This window comes from Streptococcus vestibularis, from assembly GCF_900636445.1.
In the GTDB taxonomy this organism is placed as follows: Bacteria; Bacillota; Bacilli; order Lactobacillales; family Streptococcaceae; genus Streptococcus; species Streptococcus vestibularis.
In genome coordinates this window covers 1,539,761-1,556,090 of the sequence record NZ_LR134275.1, presented here as the reverse complement: position 1 = coordinate 1,556,090, position 16,330 = coordinate 1,539,761, and the positions used below count along the sequence as shown (strand labels likewise).

Annotated in this window: 17 protein-coding genes and 1 pseudogene; 16 read left to right on the top strand and 2 right to left on the bottom strand. The window is 43.1% G+C overall.

Translation table 11 applies throughout. The features are described 5' to 3' along the window. Positions 1–493: 493 nt before the first annotated feature. The 16 genes and pseudogenes from EL076_RS07810 (at position 494) to EL076_RS07735 (ending at position 14,755) form a co-directional block, all read left to right on the top strand. Positions 494–774 (top strand): annotated as a pseudogene (locus EL076_RS07810) (chorismate mutase). A gap of 76 nt (positions 775–850) precedes the next feature. Next, positions 851–2,206 (top strand): anthranilate synthase component I, encoded by a 1,356-nt coding sequence (trpE, locus tag EL076_RS07805; protein WP_126429946.1) that lies wholly within the window; start codon positions 851–853, stop codon positions 2,204–2,206. Continuing rightward, positions 2,203–2,769, top strand: coding sequence for an aminodeoxychorismate/anthranilate synthase component II (locus EL076_RS07800; RefSeq protein ID WP_013991050.1), 567 nt, complete (start codon positions 2,203–2,205; stop codon positions 2,767–2,769). Before trpE ends, EL076_RS07800 begins: the two co-directional genes overlap by 4 nt. A 91-nt stretch (positions 2,770–2,860) precedes the next feature. Then, positions 2,861–3,865: an anthranilate phosphoribosyltransferase gene (trpD, locus tag EL076_RS07795; protein WP_126429944.1), complete on the top strand. Its 1,005-nt coding sequence runs from the start codon at positions 2,861–2,863 to the stop codon at positions 3,863–3,865. Further along, complete coding sequence (gene trpC / locus EL076_RS07790; protein WP_126429942.1) at positions 3,862–4,629, top strand: indole-3-glycerol phosphate synthase TrpC; 768 nt, start codon at positions 3,862–3,864, stop codon at positions 4,627–4,629. The genes trpD and trpC overlap by 4 nt, the downstream gene beginning before the upstream one ends. Next, positions 4,616–5,197: a phosphoribosylanthranilate isomerase gene (locus tag EL076_RS07785; RefSeq protein WP_003093795.1), complete on the top strand. Its 582-nt coding sequence runs from the start codon at positions 4,616–4,618 to the stop codon at positions 5,195–5,197. Before trpC ends, EL076_RS07785 begins: the two co-directional genes overlap by 14 nt. Further along, a complete protein-coding gene (gene trpB / locus EL076_RS07780) occupies positions 5,194–6,402 on the top strand; it encodes a tryptophan synthase subunit beta (RefSeq protein WP_126429940.1) in 1,209 nt (402 codons plus the stop codon). Before EL076_RS07785 ends, trpB begins: the two co-directional genes overlap by 4 nt. Before the next feature lie 3 nt (positions 6,403–6,405). Then, on the top strand, positions 6,406–7,188 hold the full coding sequence (trpA, locus tag EL076_RS07775) for a tryptophan synthase subunit alpha (protein WP_126429938.1): 783 nt from the start codon (positions 6,406–6,408) through the stop codon (positions 7,186–7,188). A gap of 143 nt (positions 7,189–7,331) precedes the next feature. After that, complete coding sequence (locus EL076_RS07770; RefSeq protein WP_064519491.1) at positions 7,332–7,763, top strand: CopY/TcrY family copper transport repressor; 432 nt, start codon at positions 7,332–7,334, stop codon at positions 7,761–7,763. A gap of 3 nt (positions 7,764–7,766) precedes the next feature. Then, a complete protein-coding gene (locus EL076_RS07765) occupies positions 7,767–9,995 on the top strand; it encodes a heavy metal translocating P-type ATPase (protein WP_126429936.1) in 2,229 nt (742 codons plus the stop codon). 73 nt (positions 9,996–10,068) lie between these two features. Continuing rightward, positions 10,069–10,272 carry a copper chaperone CopZ gene (gene copZ, locus EL076_RS07760; protein WP_002891592.1) on the top strand — a complete coding sequence of 68 codons (204 nt, stop codon included), beginning with the start codon at positions 10,069–10,071 and terminating at the stop codon, positions 10,270–10,272. 138 nt (positions 10,273–10,410) lie between these two features. Further along, positions 10,411–11,457, top strand: a complete 1,047-nt coding sequence (locus EL076_RS07755) for a D-alanine--D-alanine ligase (RefSeq protein WP_003094824.1) — start codon at positions 10,411–10,413, stop codon at positions 11,455–11,457. Positions 11,458–11,780: 323 nt separating this feature from the next. Beyond that, positions 11,781–12,461, top strand: a complete 681-nt coding sequence (locus tag EL076_RS07750; RefSeq protein ID WP_003094028.1) for an amino acid ABC transporter permease — start codon at positions 11,781–11,783, stop codon at positions 12,459–12,461. After that, positions 12,421–13,098 carry an amino acid ABC transporter permease gene (locus tag EL076_RS07745; protein ID WP_003094336.1) on the top strand — a complete coding sequence of 226 codons (678 nt, stop codon included), beginning with the start codon at positions 12,421–12,423 and terminating at the stop codon, positions 13,096–13,098. Before EL076_RS07750 ends, EL076_RS07745 begins: the two co-directional genes overlap by 41 nt. A gap of 1 nt (position 13,099) precedes the next feature. Continuing rightward, the gene (locus EL076_RS07740; protein WP_039976374.1) at positions 13,100–13,858 is read left to right on the top strand and encodes an amino acid ABC transporter ATP-binding protein; all 759 of its coding nucleotides are present in this window, start codon (positions 13,100–13,102) and stop codon (positions 13,856–13,858) included. Positions 13,859–13,900: 42 nt separating this feature from the next. Further along, complete coding sequence (locus EL076_RS07735; RefSeq protein WP_003094464.1) at positions 13,901–14,755, top strand: cysteine ABC transporter substrate-binding protein; 855 nt, start codon at positions 13,901–13,903, stop codon at positions 14,753–14,755. 95 nt (positions 14,756–14,850) lie between these two features. Here the strand turns inward: EL076_RS07735 and EL076_RS07730 are convergent, their stop codons facing one another. Together EL076_RS07730 and EL076_RS07725 are read right to left on the bottom strand one after the other, a co-directional pair. Further along, positions 14,851–15,540, bottom strand: a complete 690-nt coding sequence (locus EL076_RS07730) for a hypothetical protein (RefSeq protein ID WP_003093721.1) — start codon at positions 15,538–15,540, stop codon at positions 14,851–14,853. Beyond that, positions 15,509–16,204, bottom strand: coding sequence for a hypothetical protein (locus tag EL076_RS07725; protein WP_225901330.1), 696 nt, complete (start codon positions 16,202–16,204; stop codon positions 15,509–15,511). Before EL076_RS07725 ends, EL076_RS07730 begins: the two co-directional genes overlap by 32 nt. Positions 16,205–16,330 lie beyond the last annotated feature (126 nt).

Sequence of the window (16,330 nt, the reverse complement as noted above, 5' to 3'; positions counted from 1 at the left end):
AACAAAGAAAGTCCCTTTGGGGATTTTTTTATTTTGTATAGCTTAGGGACAAGGCTATCTCACTCTCTGTATTAGCTATAGACGAATCTTATGGGATAGGAATTGTCAAAATTAACAGAAAATTCTTGACATCCCTCTAAAAAAGAGTACAATAGTTATTAAATCAGAAAGTAACTGGTCTTAGATTTTCAGGGAGCCTGCGGTGATTGTGAGTAGGTAATCGAGATGAGCGAACATTGGGCTGATTGGATGATAATGAGAAGGTAACACATATTCTTCTCGGTTGGCACCCCTTACCGTGCAACTCCTTGTTGGAGGAGATAGAGATGATGGTCGTTTTTTGAGACTGTTAACTGAGGTGGTACCGTGTTAAACTAGATTTAATGCCCTCACAGAGTTTTTCTCTGTGAGGTTTTTTGTTTACTTTTATCTTTAAAGGTCTCTTTACCTAAAAGAAGTGTCATTTTATTGTTTAATGAAAGCTTGGGTATTTATGGCTGCATTAAGCAATGTTCGAAGAGTTATTGATAATATTGATAGTCAGTTAATTCGACTCCTGGCCCAACGTCAAATACTTGTGGAAAAGGCAGGGCGGCTGAAGCCAAAAGGAGATAAGTCCGCAGTCCGGGCGAATGATTGTGTTGCTCAAGTCATAGCTACCGTCGCAAGGAGGCACTAGAGCTTGGCTTATCGCCAGATGTGGCTGAAAGTGTTTGGCAAAGCATGATTCAAGCCCTTATTGCTTTGGAAGAGAAAGTGAATAAAGAACAATAATGGTGCCGATACATCCTATAAAGGAGTCTTGTATCAGTCTTATTACTCTCGATAAACCAGTTTGAAAGGAAATACTATGAGAAAAATTTTACCAGCCGATACCTTAACACCAATCTTGGCTTATATGCGTGTTCAGGGGGAACACAAGGTTATCCTTGAATCTATTCCTCGTGAGAAGGAAAATGCACGTTTTTCTATTGTTGCCTATAATCCGGTCTTTGAAGTAACCTTCAAGGATGGTGTTCTTTATGAAAATGGTAAGGCGATTGATCAGGATCCTTTCGAATACTTGGACCAAGTAACAGTCAAGGACATCAAGTCTGACCTACCTTTCGCAGGTGGTGCTATCGGATTTGCAGGCTATGATATGATTGGTCTCTATGAAAATATCGGGGAGATTCCTGAAGACACGATTGGAACACCTGATATGCATTTCTTCATCTATGAGTCTTACTTGATTTTTGACCATAAGAAGGAAAAGGTTTATGTGGTTGAGGATAATATCTACTCTGGTCGTGACAACGATGCGGTGCGTCAGGCTCTGGGGCAGGTGGTAACGGACCTCCAGACTCAGGCACCAAACGAGTTTACACCTCAGGCCTTGCAAGCTTTGCAATTTTCAAATCATATCGAAAAAGAAGTCTTCATGGACATGGTGGCTAAGGCTAAGAAACTCATTCGTGAGGGAGATATGTTCCAATGTGTGCTTAGTCAACGCTTTTCAGCGGACTTTGAGGGAGATCCTTTGGATTACTACCGTAACTTGCGCGTGACCAACCCATCAAACTACCTTTATTTCTATGATTTTGGAGATTATCAGGTGATTGGTGCTAGCCCAGAGAGCCTGGTTTCAGTGAAAAATGGAGAGGTGGTCACCAATCCGATTGCTGGGACTCGTCCTCGTGGTACCAATGAGGCTGAAGACGCTGCTTTGGCGGATGAACTCTCACATGACATCAAAGAAACTGCGGAACACCGTATGTTGGTTGACTTGGGGCGTAATGATATTGGTAAGATTGCCCAAAATGGTACGGTCAAGGTGACCAAGTATATGGAGGTTGAGTATTTCCGCTATGTCATGCATCTTACCAGTGTGGTCAAAGGGCAACTCTTGCCTGAGTTGACAGCCCTTGATGCTCTTAAATCAACCCTACCAGCTGGAACCGTGTCAGGAGCGCCTAAGATTCGTGCTATGCGCCGTATCTATGAGCTTGAACAGGAAAAACGTGGTATTTATGCGGGAGCTATTGGTTATCTGTCTGCGACAGGAGATATGGACTTTGCCATTGCTATCCGTACTATGATTCTCAAAAATCAAAAAGCCTATGTTCAGGCAGGTGCAGGTGTTGTCTATGACAGTGTTCCTGAAAATGAATTTTACGAAACGATTAACAAGGCGAAAGCTATGACAAGAATAGGAGATGCCCAATGATTTTATTAGTTGATAACTATGATTCTTTTACCTACAATTTGGCACAATACCTAGGGACATTTACAGAGGTAAAGGTCTTACGTAACGATGATGAGACTCTCTATGAAGAGGCAGAAAAAGCTGACGGGCTAGTCTTTTCACCGGGTCCAGGTTGGCCAGCTGATGCGGGTAAAATGGAAGCCTTGATTAAGGATTTCGCTGGTAAAAAACCGATGATGGGAATTTGCTTGGGGCACCAGGCTATTGCGGAAACTTTTGGTGGTAAACTTGGCTTGGCTAAGAATGTCATGCATGGCAAACAAAGCAATATTACTTTTGAAACGCCATCGCCAATTTTCAAGGATATTGACAATGATGTCCCAATCATGCGTTACCATTCCATCGTTGTTGACCAAATGCCAGAGGGTTTTGATGTGACAGCTATCACAACTGATGATCAAGAAATCATGGCCATTCAACATAAGGAGCTACCAATTTATGGTTTGCAATATCACCCAGAAAGCATCGGAAGTCCAGATGGGCTCAAGATGGTTGAAAATTTCGTGAAAATCGTTGCAGGCTAGTTGGTCAGTCTTTTGACTAAATTGGTCTACGCTCAGAACATCTCCTCGTGCATCAGAAAACTTTGAACCGTTTTTGAAAAGGTAAACAAATATGAAAGAAATATTCCTACAAATCTCAAACCGACAAGACTTGTCTCAAGACCAAGTCCAAGCAGTCTTTGACCGTATTCTCAAAAATGAAGTCTCAGAAAGCCAAATCGCTGCCTTCCTTATGGGGCTCAAAACTAAGGGAGAGACAGCAGATGAAATCACAGGTATTGTGCGAGCCCTCAAATCACATGCGACGGTCTTGCCTGAGACCTTCACAGATGCTATGTGTAACTGTGGAACTGGTGGGGACCAGTCTTATAGCTTTAACATTTCAACAACGGTTTGCTTTGTCCTAGCAGCAGGCGGAATTCGTATGGCCAAGGCTGGTAACCGTTCGATTTCCTCTAAATCTGGTTCAGCAGACGTGCTTGAAGCTCTTGGAATCAACGTTGCGGCATCACCAGAAACCCTATCTAAAGCACTTGACGAGGTTGGTTTGGCCTTTATCTTTGCCCAAACCATGCATCCAGCTATGCGTTTTATTGGTCCAGCCCGCCAAGCTCTTGGGATTCCAACGATTATGAACTTGGTTGGCCCACTGGCTAATCCGCTTGACCTTGAGACACAACTCATGGGCCTCTATCGTGTGGAATTACAAGAAATTGTTGCTAATGCTATTCAACAGTTGGGACGTAAACGTGCGGTTATTATCACAGGTCCTGACAATATGGACGAAGCTGCCCTCTATGGCACTAACACCTACACCATTTTGGAAGATGGTCACATCAGCCAGCACACTTTCACTTATGAAGATTTGGGGATGGAAAAGGTTGAGTTGTCTGACATCACAGGTGGCGATGCCAAGGAAAATGCAGAGATTCTCCTTAGTGTCTTGAAAAACGAAGCTAGTCCTTATCTTGAAACAACAGTGCTTAATGCTGGTCTTGGCTTCTTTGCCAATGGTAAGGTTGCGACCATTAAAGAAGGTGTTGAGCTTGCTCGCCAATTGATTGCGGACGGATCAGCCCTAGAGAAACTTCGCCAACTCCAAGAGGTACAAGTATGAGTAAAGCCTTTCTCCCAACAATCTTAGAACAAAAAGAAAAAGAAGTGGCCCAGTTGGTCATGGAAGACTTGCAGCCCTTGCGCCAGACCTATCGTCTTTATGAGTTTCTCAAGTCAAATCAAAACAAGCTGCAAATTATTTCTGAAGTGAAAAAAGCTAGTCCAAGTATGGGTGATATTAACCTAGATGTGGATATTGTGGCTCAGGCCAAGACCTATGAGGAGAATGGGGCAGCCATGATTTCTGTTTTGACGGACGAGGTTTTCTTTAAGGGTGATATTTCCTATTTGAAAGAAATTTCGTCACAGGTGGCTATTCCAACCTTGGCTAAGGACTTCATTATTGATGAGAAACAGATTGTGCGTAGCCGTAATGCGGGAGCGACAGTCATTCTCTTGATTGTAGCGGCCTTGCCAGAAGCTCGTCTCAAGGAGCTCTATGATTTTGCGACTAGCCTTGGCTTGGAAGTCTTGGTTGAAACGCATAATCTACCAGAATTGGAAGTGGCTCATCGTATTGGTGCTGAGATTATCGGTGTTAACAACCGTAATTTGGTCACTTTTGAGACAGATATCAATACCAGTCTTGAGTTATCAACGCATTTCAAGGAAAAGCCTGTTTATATTTCTGAGTCGGCTATTTTCACAGGTCAGGATGCTGCCCTTGTTGCCCCATATTTTAATGGGATTTTGGTAGGAACTGCCCTTATGACGGCTGACAACGTGGCTGAGAAGGTCAAGGAGTTGCAAATTGACAAAGGTTAAAATTTGTGGACTATCGACACCAGAAGCGGTAGCAACTGCAGTTGAAGCAGGTGCTGACTACATTGGCTTTGTGTTCGCCAAAAGCAAGCGTCAAGTGAGTCTTGAACAAGCTCACAAGCTAGCTAAAGGAGTGACAGGCCAGACAAAAATCATCGGTGTCTTTGTTGCACCAAGCCTTGAGGAACTGGAAGAAGCGATTAGTCAAGTTCCCTTAGATATCGTTCAGATTCATGGAACTTTTGATGAAGCTCTGATTCCAGAGATATCAGTACCAGTTATTCGAGCTATTCAGATTTCGGATAGTGATTCTCAAGTCAAGAGCCAGGCGGATTATCTTCTCTTTGATGCTCCCATTGCTGGCAGTGGTCAGACCTTTGACTGGCAACTCTTGGCGGACAAACAGATTGAACAGGATTATTTCATCGCTGGTGGTTTGACTGTGGACAATGTGGCAGAGGCCAAGGAGACTTTCCACCCCTATGCCTTAGATGTGTCTTCGGGTGTCGAGACAGATGGTCACAAAGATTTAGATAAGATTAAAGCATTTATAGAAAGAGTGAAAGCATGACATATCAACAACCTGATGCAAAAGGATTTTATGGAAAATTCGGTGGTCAGTTCGTTCCAGAAACGCTGATGACAGCCGTTATTGAATTGGACAAGGCCTATCGTGAAGCCAAGGAAGATCCAAGTTTCCAAGCGGAATTGGATGATCTCCTCAAAAACTATGTGGGCCGTGAGACGCCTCTTTACCACGCCAAACGATTGACTGATCATATTGGTGGGGCACAAATTTATCTTAAACGTGAGGACCTTAACCACACAGGTGCCCATAAGATTAACAATGCCCTTGGTCAGGTCTTGCTTGCCAAACGTATGGGCAAGAAGAAAATCATCGCCGAAACTGGTGCAGGTCAACACGGTGTTGCAACAGCGACAGCCGCAGCCCTTTTTGACATGGATTGTACTATTTACATGGGTGAAGAAGATGTTAAACGTCAGGCGCTTAACGTTTTCCGTATGGAGTTGCTTGGTGCCAAGGTATTTAGCGTCACAGATGGTTCGCGCGTGCTTAAGGACGCTGTAAATGCAGCCCTTCGTGCTTGGGTAGCAGGTATTGATGACACTCACTACATCATGGGGTCTGCCCTTGGTCCAGCACCATTCCCAGAAATTGTTCGTGACTTCCAATCTGTCATCGGTCGTGAATCCAAACGCCAATATGCAGAGATTTCTGGCGGTAAATTGCCTGATGCTGTAATGGCTTGTATCGGTGGTGGTTCAAATGCTATCGGTATGTTCTACCCATTTGTCAATGACGAGTCAGTAGCTATGTATGGTGCTGAGGCTTCTGGTTTGGGGCTTGATACTGATAAACACGCCGCAACCTTTGCCAAAGGTCGTCCAGGTATTCTTCATGGAGCGCTTATGGATGTCCTCCAAGATGCTCATGGTCAAATCATGGAAGCCTTCTCTATCTCAGCTGGTCTGGACTACCCAGGGGTTGGCCCTGAGCACTGTTATTTCAACGAAATTGGACGTGCGACTTACGACTCTATCACAGATGAAGAAGCTCTCGAAGGCTTCAAACTTCTATCACGTTTGGAAGGTATTATCCCAGCACTTGAGTCTAGCCATGCCATTGCGCTTGCACAAAAAGTGGCAGCTAAGATGTCGCCAGACCAAAGTCTCCTTGTCTGCCTTTCAGGTCGTGGGGACAAGGACGTGATGCAGGTTAAAGAACGTTTCGAAGCTGAAGCAGAAGGGAAATAAACCATGACAAAAACACTAACAAAACACCTACAAGCTATCAAAGACAGTAAACACGGCATTTTTGTACCTTATATCATGGCTGGTGACCACGCTAAAGGTCTAGACGGACTCTTTGAGACTATTGCTCTCTTGGAAAATAGTGGTGTTTCAGCTATCGAGGTCGGTATTCCATGGTCTGACCCAGTGGCTGATGGCCCTATTATTGAATTGGCAGGACAACGTAGTTTAGCTAAAGGTGTGACCTTAACGGCTATCATCAAGAAGCTTAAAGAACAAAAAACACAGGTGCCCTTGGTTATCATGACCTACATCAACCCAGTTTATCAATATGGTATTGAAGCCTTTGTTAAAGATTTAGCAGAAACTTCTGTCAAGGGGCTCATCATTCCTGATTTGCCAAATGAACATGCTGACTTTATCACACCATATTTGAAAGATAGTGATATTGCTCTTGTTCCTTTGGTAAGCTTGACGACAGGCCTTGACCGTCAGAAACGGTTGATTGATGGTGCAGAAGGTTTTATCTACGCAGTTGCCATCAATGGTGTCACTGGTAAGACTGGTAATTACCGTGATGACCTTGATAAGCACTTGTCTAACTTGACTTCCCATGCAGACATTCCAGTCCTCACAGGTTTCGGTGTGTCAACAGAGGAAGACATCAAACGTTTTAACGCTGTGTCAGACGGTGTTATCGTGGGATCAAAAATTGTCCGTGACCTTGACGACGGTAAGAAAGACGAAGTCGCTGAATTTGTTACATTCGGTTCACACTTTGAAAAATAGCAGATGATACTCTCCAGAAATGGGGAGTTTTTTTATCAAAAATAAATCTACAAATGTAGACAAAACTCTTGACGCATTTTCACAATAGTGTTAAAATAAATCTACAAACGTAAACAAATAATAACATTCAGAAAGGAACTATCATGCTGACAATTTCATCTGCGGAATGGGAAGTCATGCGAGTGCTCTGGGCTAAGGGACAAGCTACTTCTTCAGAGATTATAGCGATTCTATCTAAGAAGCTAGACTGGTCGGCTTCGACAGTAAAGACCTTGCTTGGACGTTTGGCGGACAAGGGGTACCTAACTAGTCAGCGTCAAGGACGAGGGTTTATCTATCAAGCTAGCTTGGGGGAAGATGAGGCGAATTTTCAGGCTTTAGAAGCTGTTTTTGACAAGATTTGTTTGACCAAACATAGCGATTTGTTGGGTCAACTCATGGCAAAGACGCCGATGACCCAGGCCGATGTGGATAAGTTACAGGCCTTGCTTGCAGCAAAAGAACCTGTGGATCAGGTGGTTTGTGACTGTGTGCCTGGTCAATGCGCTTGTAGGCATCATATGGAGGTGAATTAGAAAATGGCAAAAGAAACTTTTGTGGTTAATGGGATGACCTGTGCGTCCTGTGTGGCCAATGTTGAAAATGCTGTTAATAAGTTGGATGGTGTGGACAAGGCTGTGGTTAATCTGACCACGGAAAAAATGTCTGTGGATTATGCTGGGGATAAGGTTAGTCCAGAAGCGATTGAAAAAGCTGTGGCTGACGCTGGTTATGAAGCAGAAGTTTACAATCCAGATACAGCTAAAAGTCAAGAAGAACGTGAAGAAGACAAGATTCACAAGGTGCGTGAGCGCCTCATTTGGTCATCTGTCTTCACCATTCCTCTCTTTTATCTAGCTATGGGGCCAATGGTCGGTCTACCTGTGCCAAACTTCTTGTCTCCTCACCATGCAGCCTTGACTTATGCCTTGGTGCTGCTAGTTTTGACAGTTCCAGTCATGTGGTTGGGTCGTTCCTTCTATAGCAATGGTTTTCGTACCTTGGCCAAGGGTCATCCTAACATGGATGCCTTGGTAGCCTTGGCAACATCGGCAGCCTTTCTTTATAGTCTCTATGGTACTTACCATATTTCATTGGGGCATGCCCATCACGCCCACCAGCTTTATTTCGAGTCAGTGGCTGTTATTTTGACCTTGATTACTCTAGGTAAGTATTTTGAAACCCTCTCTAAAGGTCGGACTTCAGATGCTATCAAGAAACTCATGCACTTGTCAGCCAAGGAGGCAACCGTCCTTAGAGATGGTAAAGAAGTCAAACTTCCTGTGGATAAGGTTGTTCTGGGTGACCATATTGTGGTCAAACCTGGGGAAAAGATAGCCGTGGATGGTCAGGTGATTTCTGGTAGCTCCGCGATTGATGAGAGTATGCTTACAGGGGAGTCACTCCCTATTGAAAAAACTGCTGGTAAGCCAGTTTTTGCAGGTTCTATTAATGGTCAAGGTAGCTTGATTTATGAGGCTGAAAAAATTGGTAAGGACACCTTGCTTTCCCAAATCATTAAATTGGTTGAGGATGCCCAACAAACCAAGGCACCGATTGCCAAGATTGCCGATCAAGTGTCAGCGGTCTTTGTTCCTGTTGTCATGGCTATCGCACTTGTTTCAGGTCTCTTTTGGTACTTTGTCATGGGACAAACCTTTACCTTCGCTATGACAGTAGCAGTTAGTGTCTTGGTTATTGCTTGTCCATGTGCTTTGGGTCTCGCGACACCGACAGCTATCATGGTTGGTACAGGCCTTGGTGCCGAACACGGTATTCTCTATAAGCGTGGGGATGTGCTTGAACTAGCTCACAAGGCTGATGTCCTCGTTTTTGACAAGACAGGAACTATTACTCAGGGTAAACCTCAGTTGGTTTCTAGCTATACCTATGGCAATAGTGGAGTAGCCTTGCAGCTTTTGGCATCCTTGGAAGCTAAGTCTGAACACCCATTAGGTCAAGCTATCCTTGTGGCAGCAGAAAATGCTAACTTGGACTTGTTAGAGATGGATAACTTTTCAAGTTTGACTGGACGAGGTCTTACTGCCAGCTATGCAGGCAAGACTTATTTAGCTGGGAATCAAACCCTTATGACAGAGGAAAAAGTCGACTTGACTTCAGCACAAGCTGATTTCCAAAACTTGACAGCTGATGGTCAAACACCGATTTTTCTAGCTGAAGATGGTAAGTTAATCGGACTCTTTGGTGTAGCCGATCAGGTTAAAGCAGATAGTGCAGATATGGTGGCGGCTCTTCATCAAATGGGCAAGGAAGTCATCATGTTGACTGGGGATAATGACCAAACAGCTCAAGCTATCGCTCAAAAGGTTGGCATTAAACGCGTTATCAGTCAAGTGCTTCCGCAAGAGAAATCTAGGGTGATTAGCGACCTTCAGATAGAAGGAAAGTCAGTCATCATGGTTGGTGATGGTATCAATGATGCCCCAGCCCTTGCGACTGCCGATATCGGTATTGCTATGGGATCAGGAACAGATATTGCTATGGAAAGTGCTGATATGGTCCTTATGAAACCCAACCTCATGGATGTCGTTAAGGCTCTGAAAATTAGTCAGGTGACTATCACGACGATTAAAGAGAACCTCTTCTGGGCCTTTATCTACAATATTTTGTCTATCCCAGTAGCTATGGGTGTCCTCCACCTCTTTGGAGGCCCCCTCCTTGACCCAATGATAGCAGGACTTGCCATGAGCTTTAGCTCTGTCTCAGTCGTCCTCAATGCTCTGCGTCTCAAACGTCGCAAAGTCTAAGCGTCAGTTACTTATAATGACCACCACTTAAGGTGTGTATCAAAAAATAATTAAAGAAAAGGAAGAAAGAAAAATGACAAAAACATATAACATCACAGGAATGAAATGCCAAGGCTGTGTCAACACCGTTACCGAAAAACTCTCTGCTGTCAAAGGCGTAGACAAGGTTCAAGTTGACCTCGAAAACAAACAAGTCACTATCGAAGGTAAACCATGGAAGTGGTCTCTCAAACGTGCCCTCAAAGGCACTAAGTTTGAACTTGGTGACGAAATTTAAGACAGGATTGAAACAGCACTTAGGCTGTTTTTTTCTACCCATAATCTTTTTGAAAATCCCTTCCTTTTGTGATATGATTAAGATAATTATGTTCTCAAAACTGAGACTAGAAAATCAAGAAAAGAAAACGGTATACCTATGTCTAAACAAACCCTTATCCTTCTCTACGGTGGACGTTCAGCAGAACGTGAAGTGTCTGTGCTCTCAGCTGAGAGTGTTATGCGTGCGGTGGATTACAGCGCATTTGAGGTTAAAACCTACTTTATCACTCAGTCTGGTGATTTTATCAAAACACAAGAATTTACAGAAACACCAAGTGATGATGAGAAGCTCATGACTAATGACACAGTTGTGGCTAGTCAGGCTATCAAACCAAGCGATATTTATGAGGAAGGCGCTGTGGTATTCCCAGTTCTTCATGGTCCTATGGGTGAGGATGGATCTATCCAAGGTTTCCTCGAAACCCTTAAGTTGCCATACGTGGGTACTAATGTCTTGTCATCAAGTGTGGCTATGGACAAGATTATGACCAAGCATATTCTTGAAGTTGCAGGTGTCCCTCAGGTTGCCTATACAGTCTACATCGAGGGTGAAGATTTGGAAGCAGCAGTGGCAGAGACGCTTGAAAAATTGACCTTCCCAGTTTTCGTAAAACCAGCTAACATGGGGTCATCTGTTGGGATTTCTAAAGCTGAAAATGAAGCAGAGCTTCATGCAGCGATTGATTTGGCCCTCAAATATGATAGTCGTATCTTGATTGAGCAAGGTGTGGTTGCCCGAGAAATCGAGGTTGGTATCCTTGGAAATACGACTGTCAAAACGACTGACCCAGGTGAAGTGGTCAAAGATGTGGCTTTCTATGATTACCAAGCCAAGTACATTGACAATAAGATTACCATGGATATCCCAGCTCACGTGCCTGCAGAAGTCATGACGCAAATGCGTGCCTATGCGGCCAAGGCCTTCCGTGCCCTAGGTGGTTGCGGTCTTGCCCGCTGTGATTTCTTCCTGACAGAGGATGGAGCCATTTATCTTAACGAGCTCAATACAATGCCAGGTTTCACTCAATGGTCAATGTACCCACTACTTTGGGAAAATATGGGACTTTCTTACTCAGATCTTATCAAGGAATTGGTAGCCTTGGGACAAGAAATGTTCGACAAACGTGAAAGCCATTTGATTTAAGCACTATGATTTAGATGACAGACATCTTAGTCTTGGAGAAATCTCTGAGACTGAGGTGTTTTTTTCTTTACAGAAATCTAGATTTTATTTATATCTTTTCTTTATCACGCTGATAAAAAATACATATTATCCAAATAATCTAACAGATGGTAGAATAAATCTAACGTTTCAAATGAAATAAAGCAATTCGTTCGTTTTTGATGACGATTTGCGTATCGCAATGATTATCAGAGGCGAGTGAAGTCAAAGGGCTAGAAGTAGATGGCAGTGAATGCTCACGGAATTCTATACGCCTTTTGTATCTTGTTTTGAGGAGGTAGGTTTTGGACTGGTCCATTGTTCAACAGTATTTGCCCTTTTATCAGAAGGCATTCTTTTTAACTTTACATATTGCCGTTCTGGGGATTTTTGGTTCCTTCCTTTTGGGCCTGGTGGTGAGTGTTATTCGTCATTACCGAGTACCGGTTTTGAGTCAGCTTTCGACGGCTTATATTGAGCTATCTCGTAATACGCCGCTCTTGATTCAACTCTTCTTTCTCTACTTTGGTTTGCCTCGTATAGGTTTGGTTTTATCATCAGAGGCTTGTGCTGTGGTGGGTTTGATTTTCTTGGGTGGTTCTTATATGGCGGAGTCCTTCCGAAGTGGTCTAGAGGCCGTTAGTCAGACCCAGCATGAAGTGGGCCTGTCTATAGGCTTGACGCCATTTCAAGTCTTTCGCTATGTGGTCCTTCCCCAGGCAGTGGCTGTGGCGTTGCCGTCATTCAGTGCTAACGTCATTTTCCTTATTAAGGAAACATCAGTATTCTCAGCGGTAGCCTTGGCGGATTTGATGTATGTTGCCAAAGATTTGATTGGTCTTTACTACGAAACCGATGTGGCTCTAGGCATGTTGGTGGTGGCTTATCTCTTAATGTTGCTGCCGATTTCTCTAGTCTTTAGTTGGATTGAAAGGAGGTTACGCTATGCAGGATTCGGGCTTTCAGGTTCTTCTTCAGGGGAATAATTTCCTACGTATCTTACAAGGTCTAGGCGTAACTATTGGCATTTCCATCGTTTCGGTGCTTCTTTCCCTTTTACTAGGAACCCTTTTTGGGATTGTCATGACTTCGAAGTCTAAGATTGTTCGGCTGTTGTCACGTATTTATCTGGAATTTATCCGAATCATGCCTCAACTAGTCTTGCTCTTTATAGTCTATTTTGGTCTGGCTAGGAACTTTAACATCAATATCTCAGGTGAGTTATCGGCTATTATCGTCTTTACCCTTTGGGGAACGGCTGAGATGGGTGATTTGGTGCGTGGTTCAATCACGTCGCTACCTAGACACCAGTTTGAGAGCGGAAGGTCCCTTGGCTTGACCAATGGGCAACTCTATACCTATGTGATTATTCCACAAGTCTTGCGTCGCTTGTTGCCTCAGGCTATTAACCTGGTGACACGTATGATTAAAACTACGTCCTTGGTGGTTTTGATTGGCGTAGTTGAGGTGACCAAGGTTGGTCAGCAGATTATCGACAGTAATCGCCTGACTATTCCAACAGCTTCTTTCTGGATTTATGGCACGATTTTGATTCTTTATTTTGCTATTTGTTACCCAGTATCTAAGCTGTCTACTTATCTTGAAAATCGTTGGAGGAATTAAGATGACAGAAAGCATTTTACAAATCAAGGATTTGAAAAAGTCCTTTGGGGACAATGAGATTCTCAAAGGCATCTCCTTGGATGTTAAACAAGGTGAAGTCGTTGTTATCCTGGGTTCCTCAGGCTGTGGGAAATCGACCTTGCTACGTTGCATCAATGGCTTGGAGACCATTCAAGGAGGGGATATTCTCCTGGATGGCAAGTCTATCACTGGTAGCAAGAAGGATTTTCATCTGATTCGTCAGAAAATCGGCATGGTCTTTCAAAGCTATGACCTCTTTCCACACTTGGACATCCTGCAAAATCTGATTTTGGGGCCAGTCAAAGCTCAAGGGCGTAATAAGGAAGAAGTCATTGCGGAGGCTGAGAAACTTTTGGATCGTGTGGGACTTTTGGACAAGAAGCATAGCTACGCACGACAACTGTCAGGTGGTCAAAAGCAGCGTGTGGCAATTGTCCGTTCCCTTCTCATGCATCCTGAAGTTATCCTCTTTGACGAAGTGACGGCTTCGCTTGACCCTGAGATGGTTCGTGAGGTTCTGGAATTGATCAACGACCTCGCTCAAGAAGGGCGTACCATGTTGATTGTCACCCATGAGCTTCAGTTTGCGCGTGCCATCGCTGATCGTATTATCTTTATGGATAAGGGAGTCATCGCTGAGGAAGGTACTGCTGAAGAATTCTTCAATCATCCAAAGACACAACGGGCTCAAGAGTTCCTCAATGTCTTTGACTTCAGCCAGTTTGGTGCCTATTTGTAACCCATTGTTTTTAGTGAAAATAAATTATTTTAGGAGATATTTATGAAATTAACAAAGAAAATTTTTGCCCTATTAGCCCTCGTCTTTGCCTTGGTGGCAGTGACTGCTTGCTCAAGTAACAGTAGCTCTGGTAAATCAACAGCCAAAGCACGTACGATCGAAGAAATTAAGAAAAGTGGTGAACTCCGTATCGCCGTTTTTGCGGATAAGAAACCTTTCGGTTATGTAGATAACAAGGGTGCTTACCAAGGTTACGATATTGAACTTGGTAACCGTTTGGCCAAGGACTTGGGTGTTAAACCTAAATACGTCTCAGTAGATGCGGCTAACCGTGCTGAATTCTTGATTTCAAACAAGGTAGATATTACCCTTGCCAACTTCACAGTGACTGATGAACGTAAGAAACAAGTGGACTTCGCCCTTCCTTACATGAAAGTCTCAATCGGTGTGGTGTCACCTAAAGACAAGGTGATTAAGGACGTTAAAGAGCTTGAAGGTAAGACTTTGATTGTTACTAAGGGGACAACTGCTGAAACTTACTTTGAAAAGAACTACCCAAATATCAAATTGCAAAAATATGACCAATATAGCGATGCTTACCAAGCCCTACTAGATGGTCGTGGCGATGCCTTCTCGACTGATAATACAGAAGTTCTTGCTTGGGCTCTAGAAAATAAAGGTTACGAAGTTGGAATCACATCACTTGGTGACCCAGACACCATTGCCCCAGCCGTTCAAAAAGGTAACAAAGAACTCCTTGACTTTATCAATAAAGACATTAAGAAACTTGGCGAAGAGAATTTTTTCCACAAAGATTATGAAAAAACACTTCACCCAACTTACGGTGATGCAGCAAATGCTGACGATCTCGTCGTTGAAGGTGGCGAAGTGAAATAAGACTAACTCCTCTCTAAGGGGAAGTCTTGCTTAAAAAGAATAAAACAAGTAAACCACCTCGTGGCTATCTAGGTTAACTAGAAGCAGGGGTGGTTTTACTTGTTTTTATAGTTTCTTTTAATCTTCCATTCAACGAAAAGGACATATATAAACAAGCCTCCAAACATTCCAAATACGATATAAGGTTTCAGACGATCAAGTAAGGTCTTTCGTTGACCATAGGGGGATTTTGAACCGTCTTTCCAGGTAATGCTTTTGTCTTCATCATCAATCCGTTTGTAGGACTCATCATTATAAGTCAAATAATGATCCTTCCGTACATACATATTCAAATAGTTATAGCCGTGCTTTGTGGGGAGGTTTGAAAGTAGGCGCTCCTCGGCATAAACTTCAATGTAGAGGGTCCCATCCTCTAAGCGTTTAATATCATCAATGCGTGCATTTTTGATGAGGACATTTCCATCTTGAACAATCTCCCAATTGCGCTTACCTGACTTGTAACCTCCTTCGTAGGATATAGCGAGCTGATGGCTTTCAGATTGCCAAAGGCCATAGATACTGTCTTTATAAACGTTATGATCAAAGAAAATAACATAGATAATGAATATAGGTAAGATGATTAGGAAACATACCCCAAAAATGTTAGCTAAACGGTATGTAAATTTATCCCAACGTGCTCGCCATCCAGTTTTGCGTTTCTGTTGTTTCCGATATGCTTTTTGTGAATGATACTTTCGGTTGAGTTTCTTCCGGTCAGCGTATTTTCTTTTTCTTTGGTGTCTCACTTAACTTTTCTCTCCTCTTTTGCCGAGCCTCTATCACGATAAGAAATGAACAAATACCCATAAGTATCAAATAGAAGGCTTCAAGAACTTCATCTATAGTGGTTTTCCGTTGACCATAAGGGCTGGTGGAACCATCTTTCCAAGTGATGGACCTGTTTCCGGAGTCTATTCGTTTGTAGGACTCGCCATCATAGGTAAGATAATTGTTTTTACGAAGATAGAAATCCATATAGCTGAAGCCGTCCTTGGTTGGGAGGTCTGTCAGGTAGCCTTCCACAGTGGAGAGCTCCATGTGAAGAGTTCCGTCATTAAGCCGCTTGACCGGGCGAGTTCTAGCAGCATAGATAATATCCTTACCATCCTGTACGACCTGCCAGTCGATATTTCCTCGCTTTCGAATATGCTTATAGGAAATCGCTAACTGATGATGATCAGATTGCCAGAGACCATAAATGTTATCTTTGTTGACTGTATAATGATCGTAATAATAAAAACCACCATATAGCAGTGCTAGTATTAATAAGATGATCAATCCAGATGTTGGCTCTAGTAGAACTACATTTCTCCAATTAAAGCGCCATCCTTTAGGTTCTACGATACTTTGGCAGTCGCTATTTATATTTTTCTTTCCTTTAAAGAGAGTGATTAATTTTTTCTTTGTCATGCCTAATCCTTTCATCAACCATTGTAACAAATTCATCTCCCAAGCAAAAGCTGGCCTGATTTGTGATATAATTGGGAGTGATTGCAGGCAAGAAAATCTTATTTCTTGCCAGACTTGTAAAAATAA

What these genes read in the sequence shown, in the direction of transcription:
- trpE (WP_126429946.1), top strand. Translation starts at nt 851, where the DNA reads ATGAGAAAAATTTTACCAGCCGATACCTTAACACCAATCTTGGCTTAT.
- EL076_RS07800 (WP_013991050.1), top strand. Translation starts at nt 2,203, where the DNA reads ATGATTTTATTAGTTGATAACTATGATTCTTTTACCTACAATTTGGCA.
- trpD (WP_126429944.1), top strand. Translation starts at nt 2,861, where the DNA reads ATGAAAGAAATATTCCTACAAATCTCAAACCGACAAGACTTGTCTCAA.
- trpC (WP_126429942.1), top strand. Translation starts at nt 3,862, where the DNA reads ATGAGTAAAGCCTTTCTCCCAACAATCTTAGAACAAAAAGAAAAAGAA.
- trpB (WP_126429940.1), top strand. Translation starts at nt 5,194, where the DNA reads ATGACATATCAACAACCTGATGCAAAAGGATTTTATGGAAAATTCGGT.
- trpA (WP_126429938.1), top strand. Translation starts at nt 6,406, where the DNA reads ATGACAAAAACACTAACAAAACACCTACAAGCTATCAAAGACAGTAAA.
- EL076_RS07770 (WP_064519491.1), top strand. Translation starts at nt 7,332, where the DNA reads ATGCTGACAATTTCATCTGCGGAATGGGAAGTCATGCGAGTGCTCTGG.
- EL076_RS07765 (WP_126429936.1), top strand. Translation starts at nt 7,767, where the DNA reads ATGGCAAAAGAAACTTTTGTGGTTAATGGGATGACCTGTGCGTCCTGT.
- copZ (WP_002891592.1), top strand. Translation starts at nt 10,069, where the DNA reads ATGACAAAAACATATAACATCACAGGAATGAAATGCCAAGGCTGTGTC.
- EL076_RS07755 (WP_003094824.1), top strand. Translation starts at nt 10,411, where the DNA reads ATGTCTAAACAAACCCTTATCCTTCTCTACGGTGGACGTTCAGCAGAA.
- EL076_RS07745 (WP_003094336.1), top strand. Translation starts at nt 12,421, where the DNA reads ATGCAGGATTCGGGCTTTCAGGTTCTTCTTCAGGGGAATAATTTCCTA.
- EL076_RS07740 (WP_039976374.1), top strand. Translation starts at nt 13,100, where the DNA reads ATGACAGAAAGCATTTTACAAATCAAGGATTTGAAAAAGTCCTTTGGG.
- EL076_RS07735 (WP_003094464.1), top strand. Translation starts at nt 13,901, where the DNA reads ATGAAATTAACAAAGAAAATTTTTGCCCTATTAGCCCTCGTCTTTGCC.
- EL076_RS07725 (WP_225901330.1), bottom strand. Translation starts at nt 16,204, where the DNA reads ATGACAAAGAAAAAATTAATCACTCTCTTTAAAGGAAAGAAAAATATA.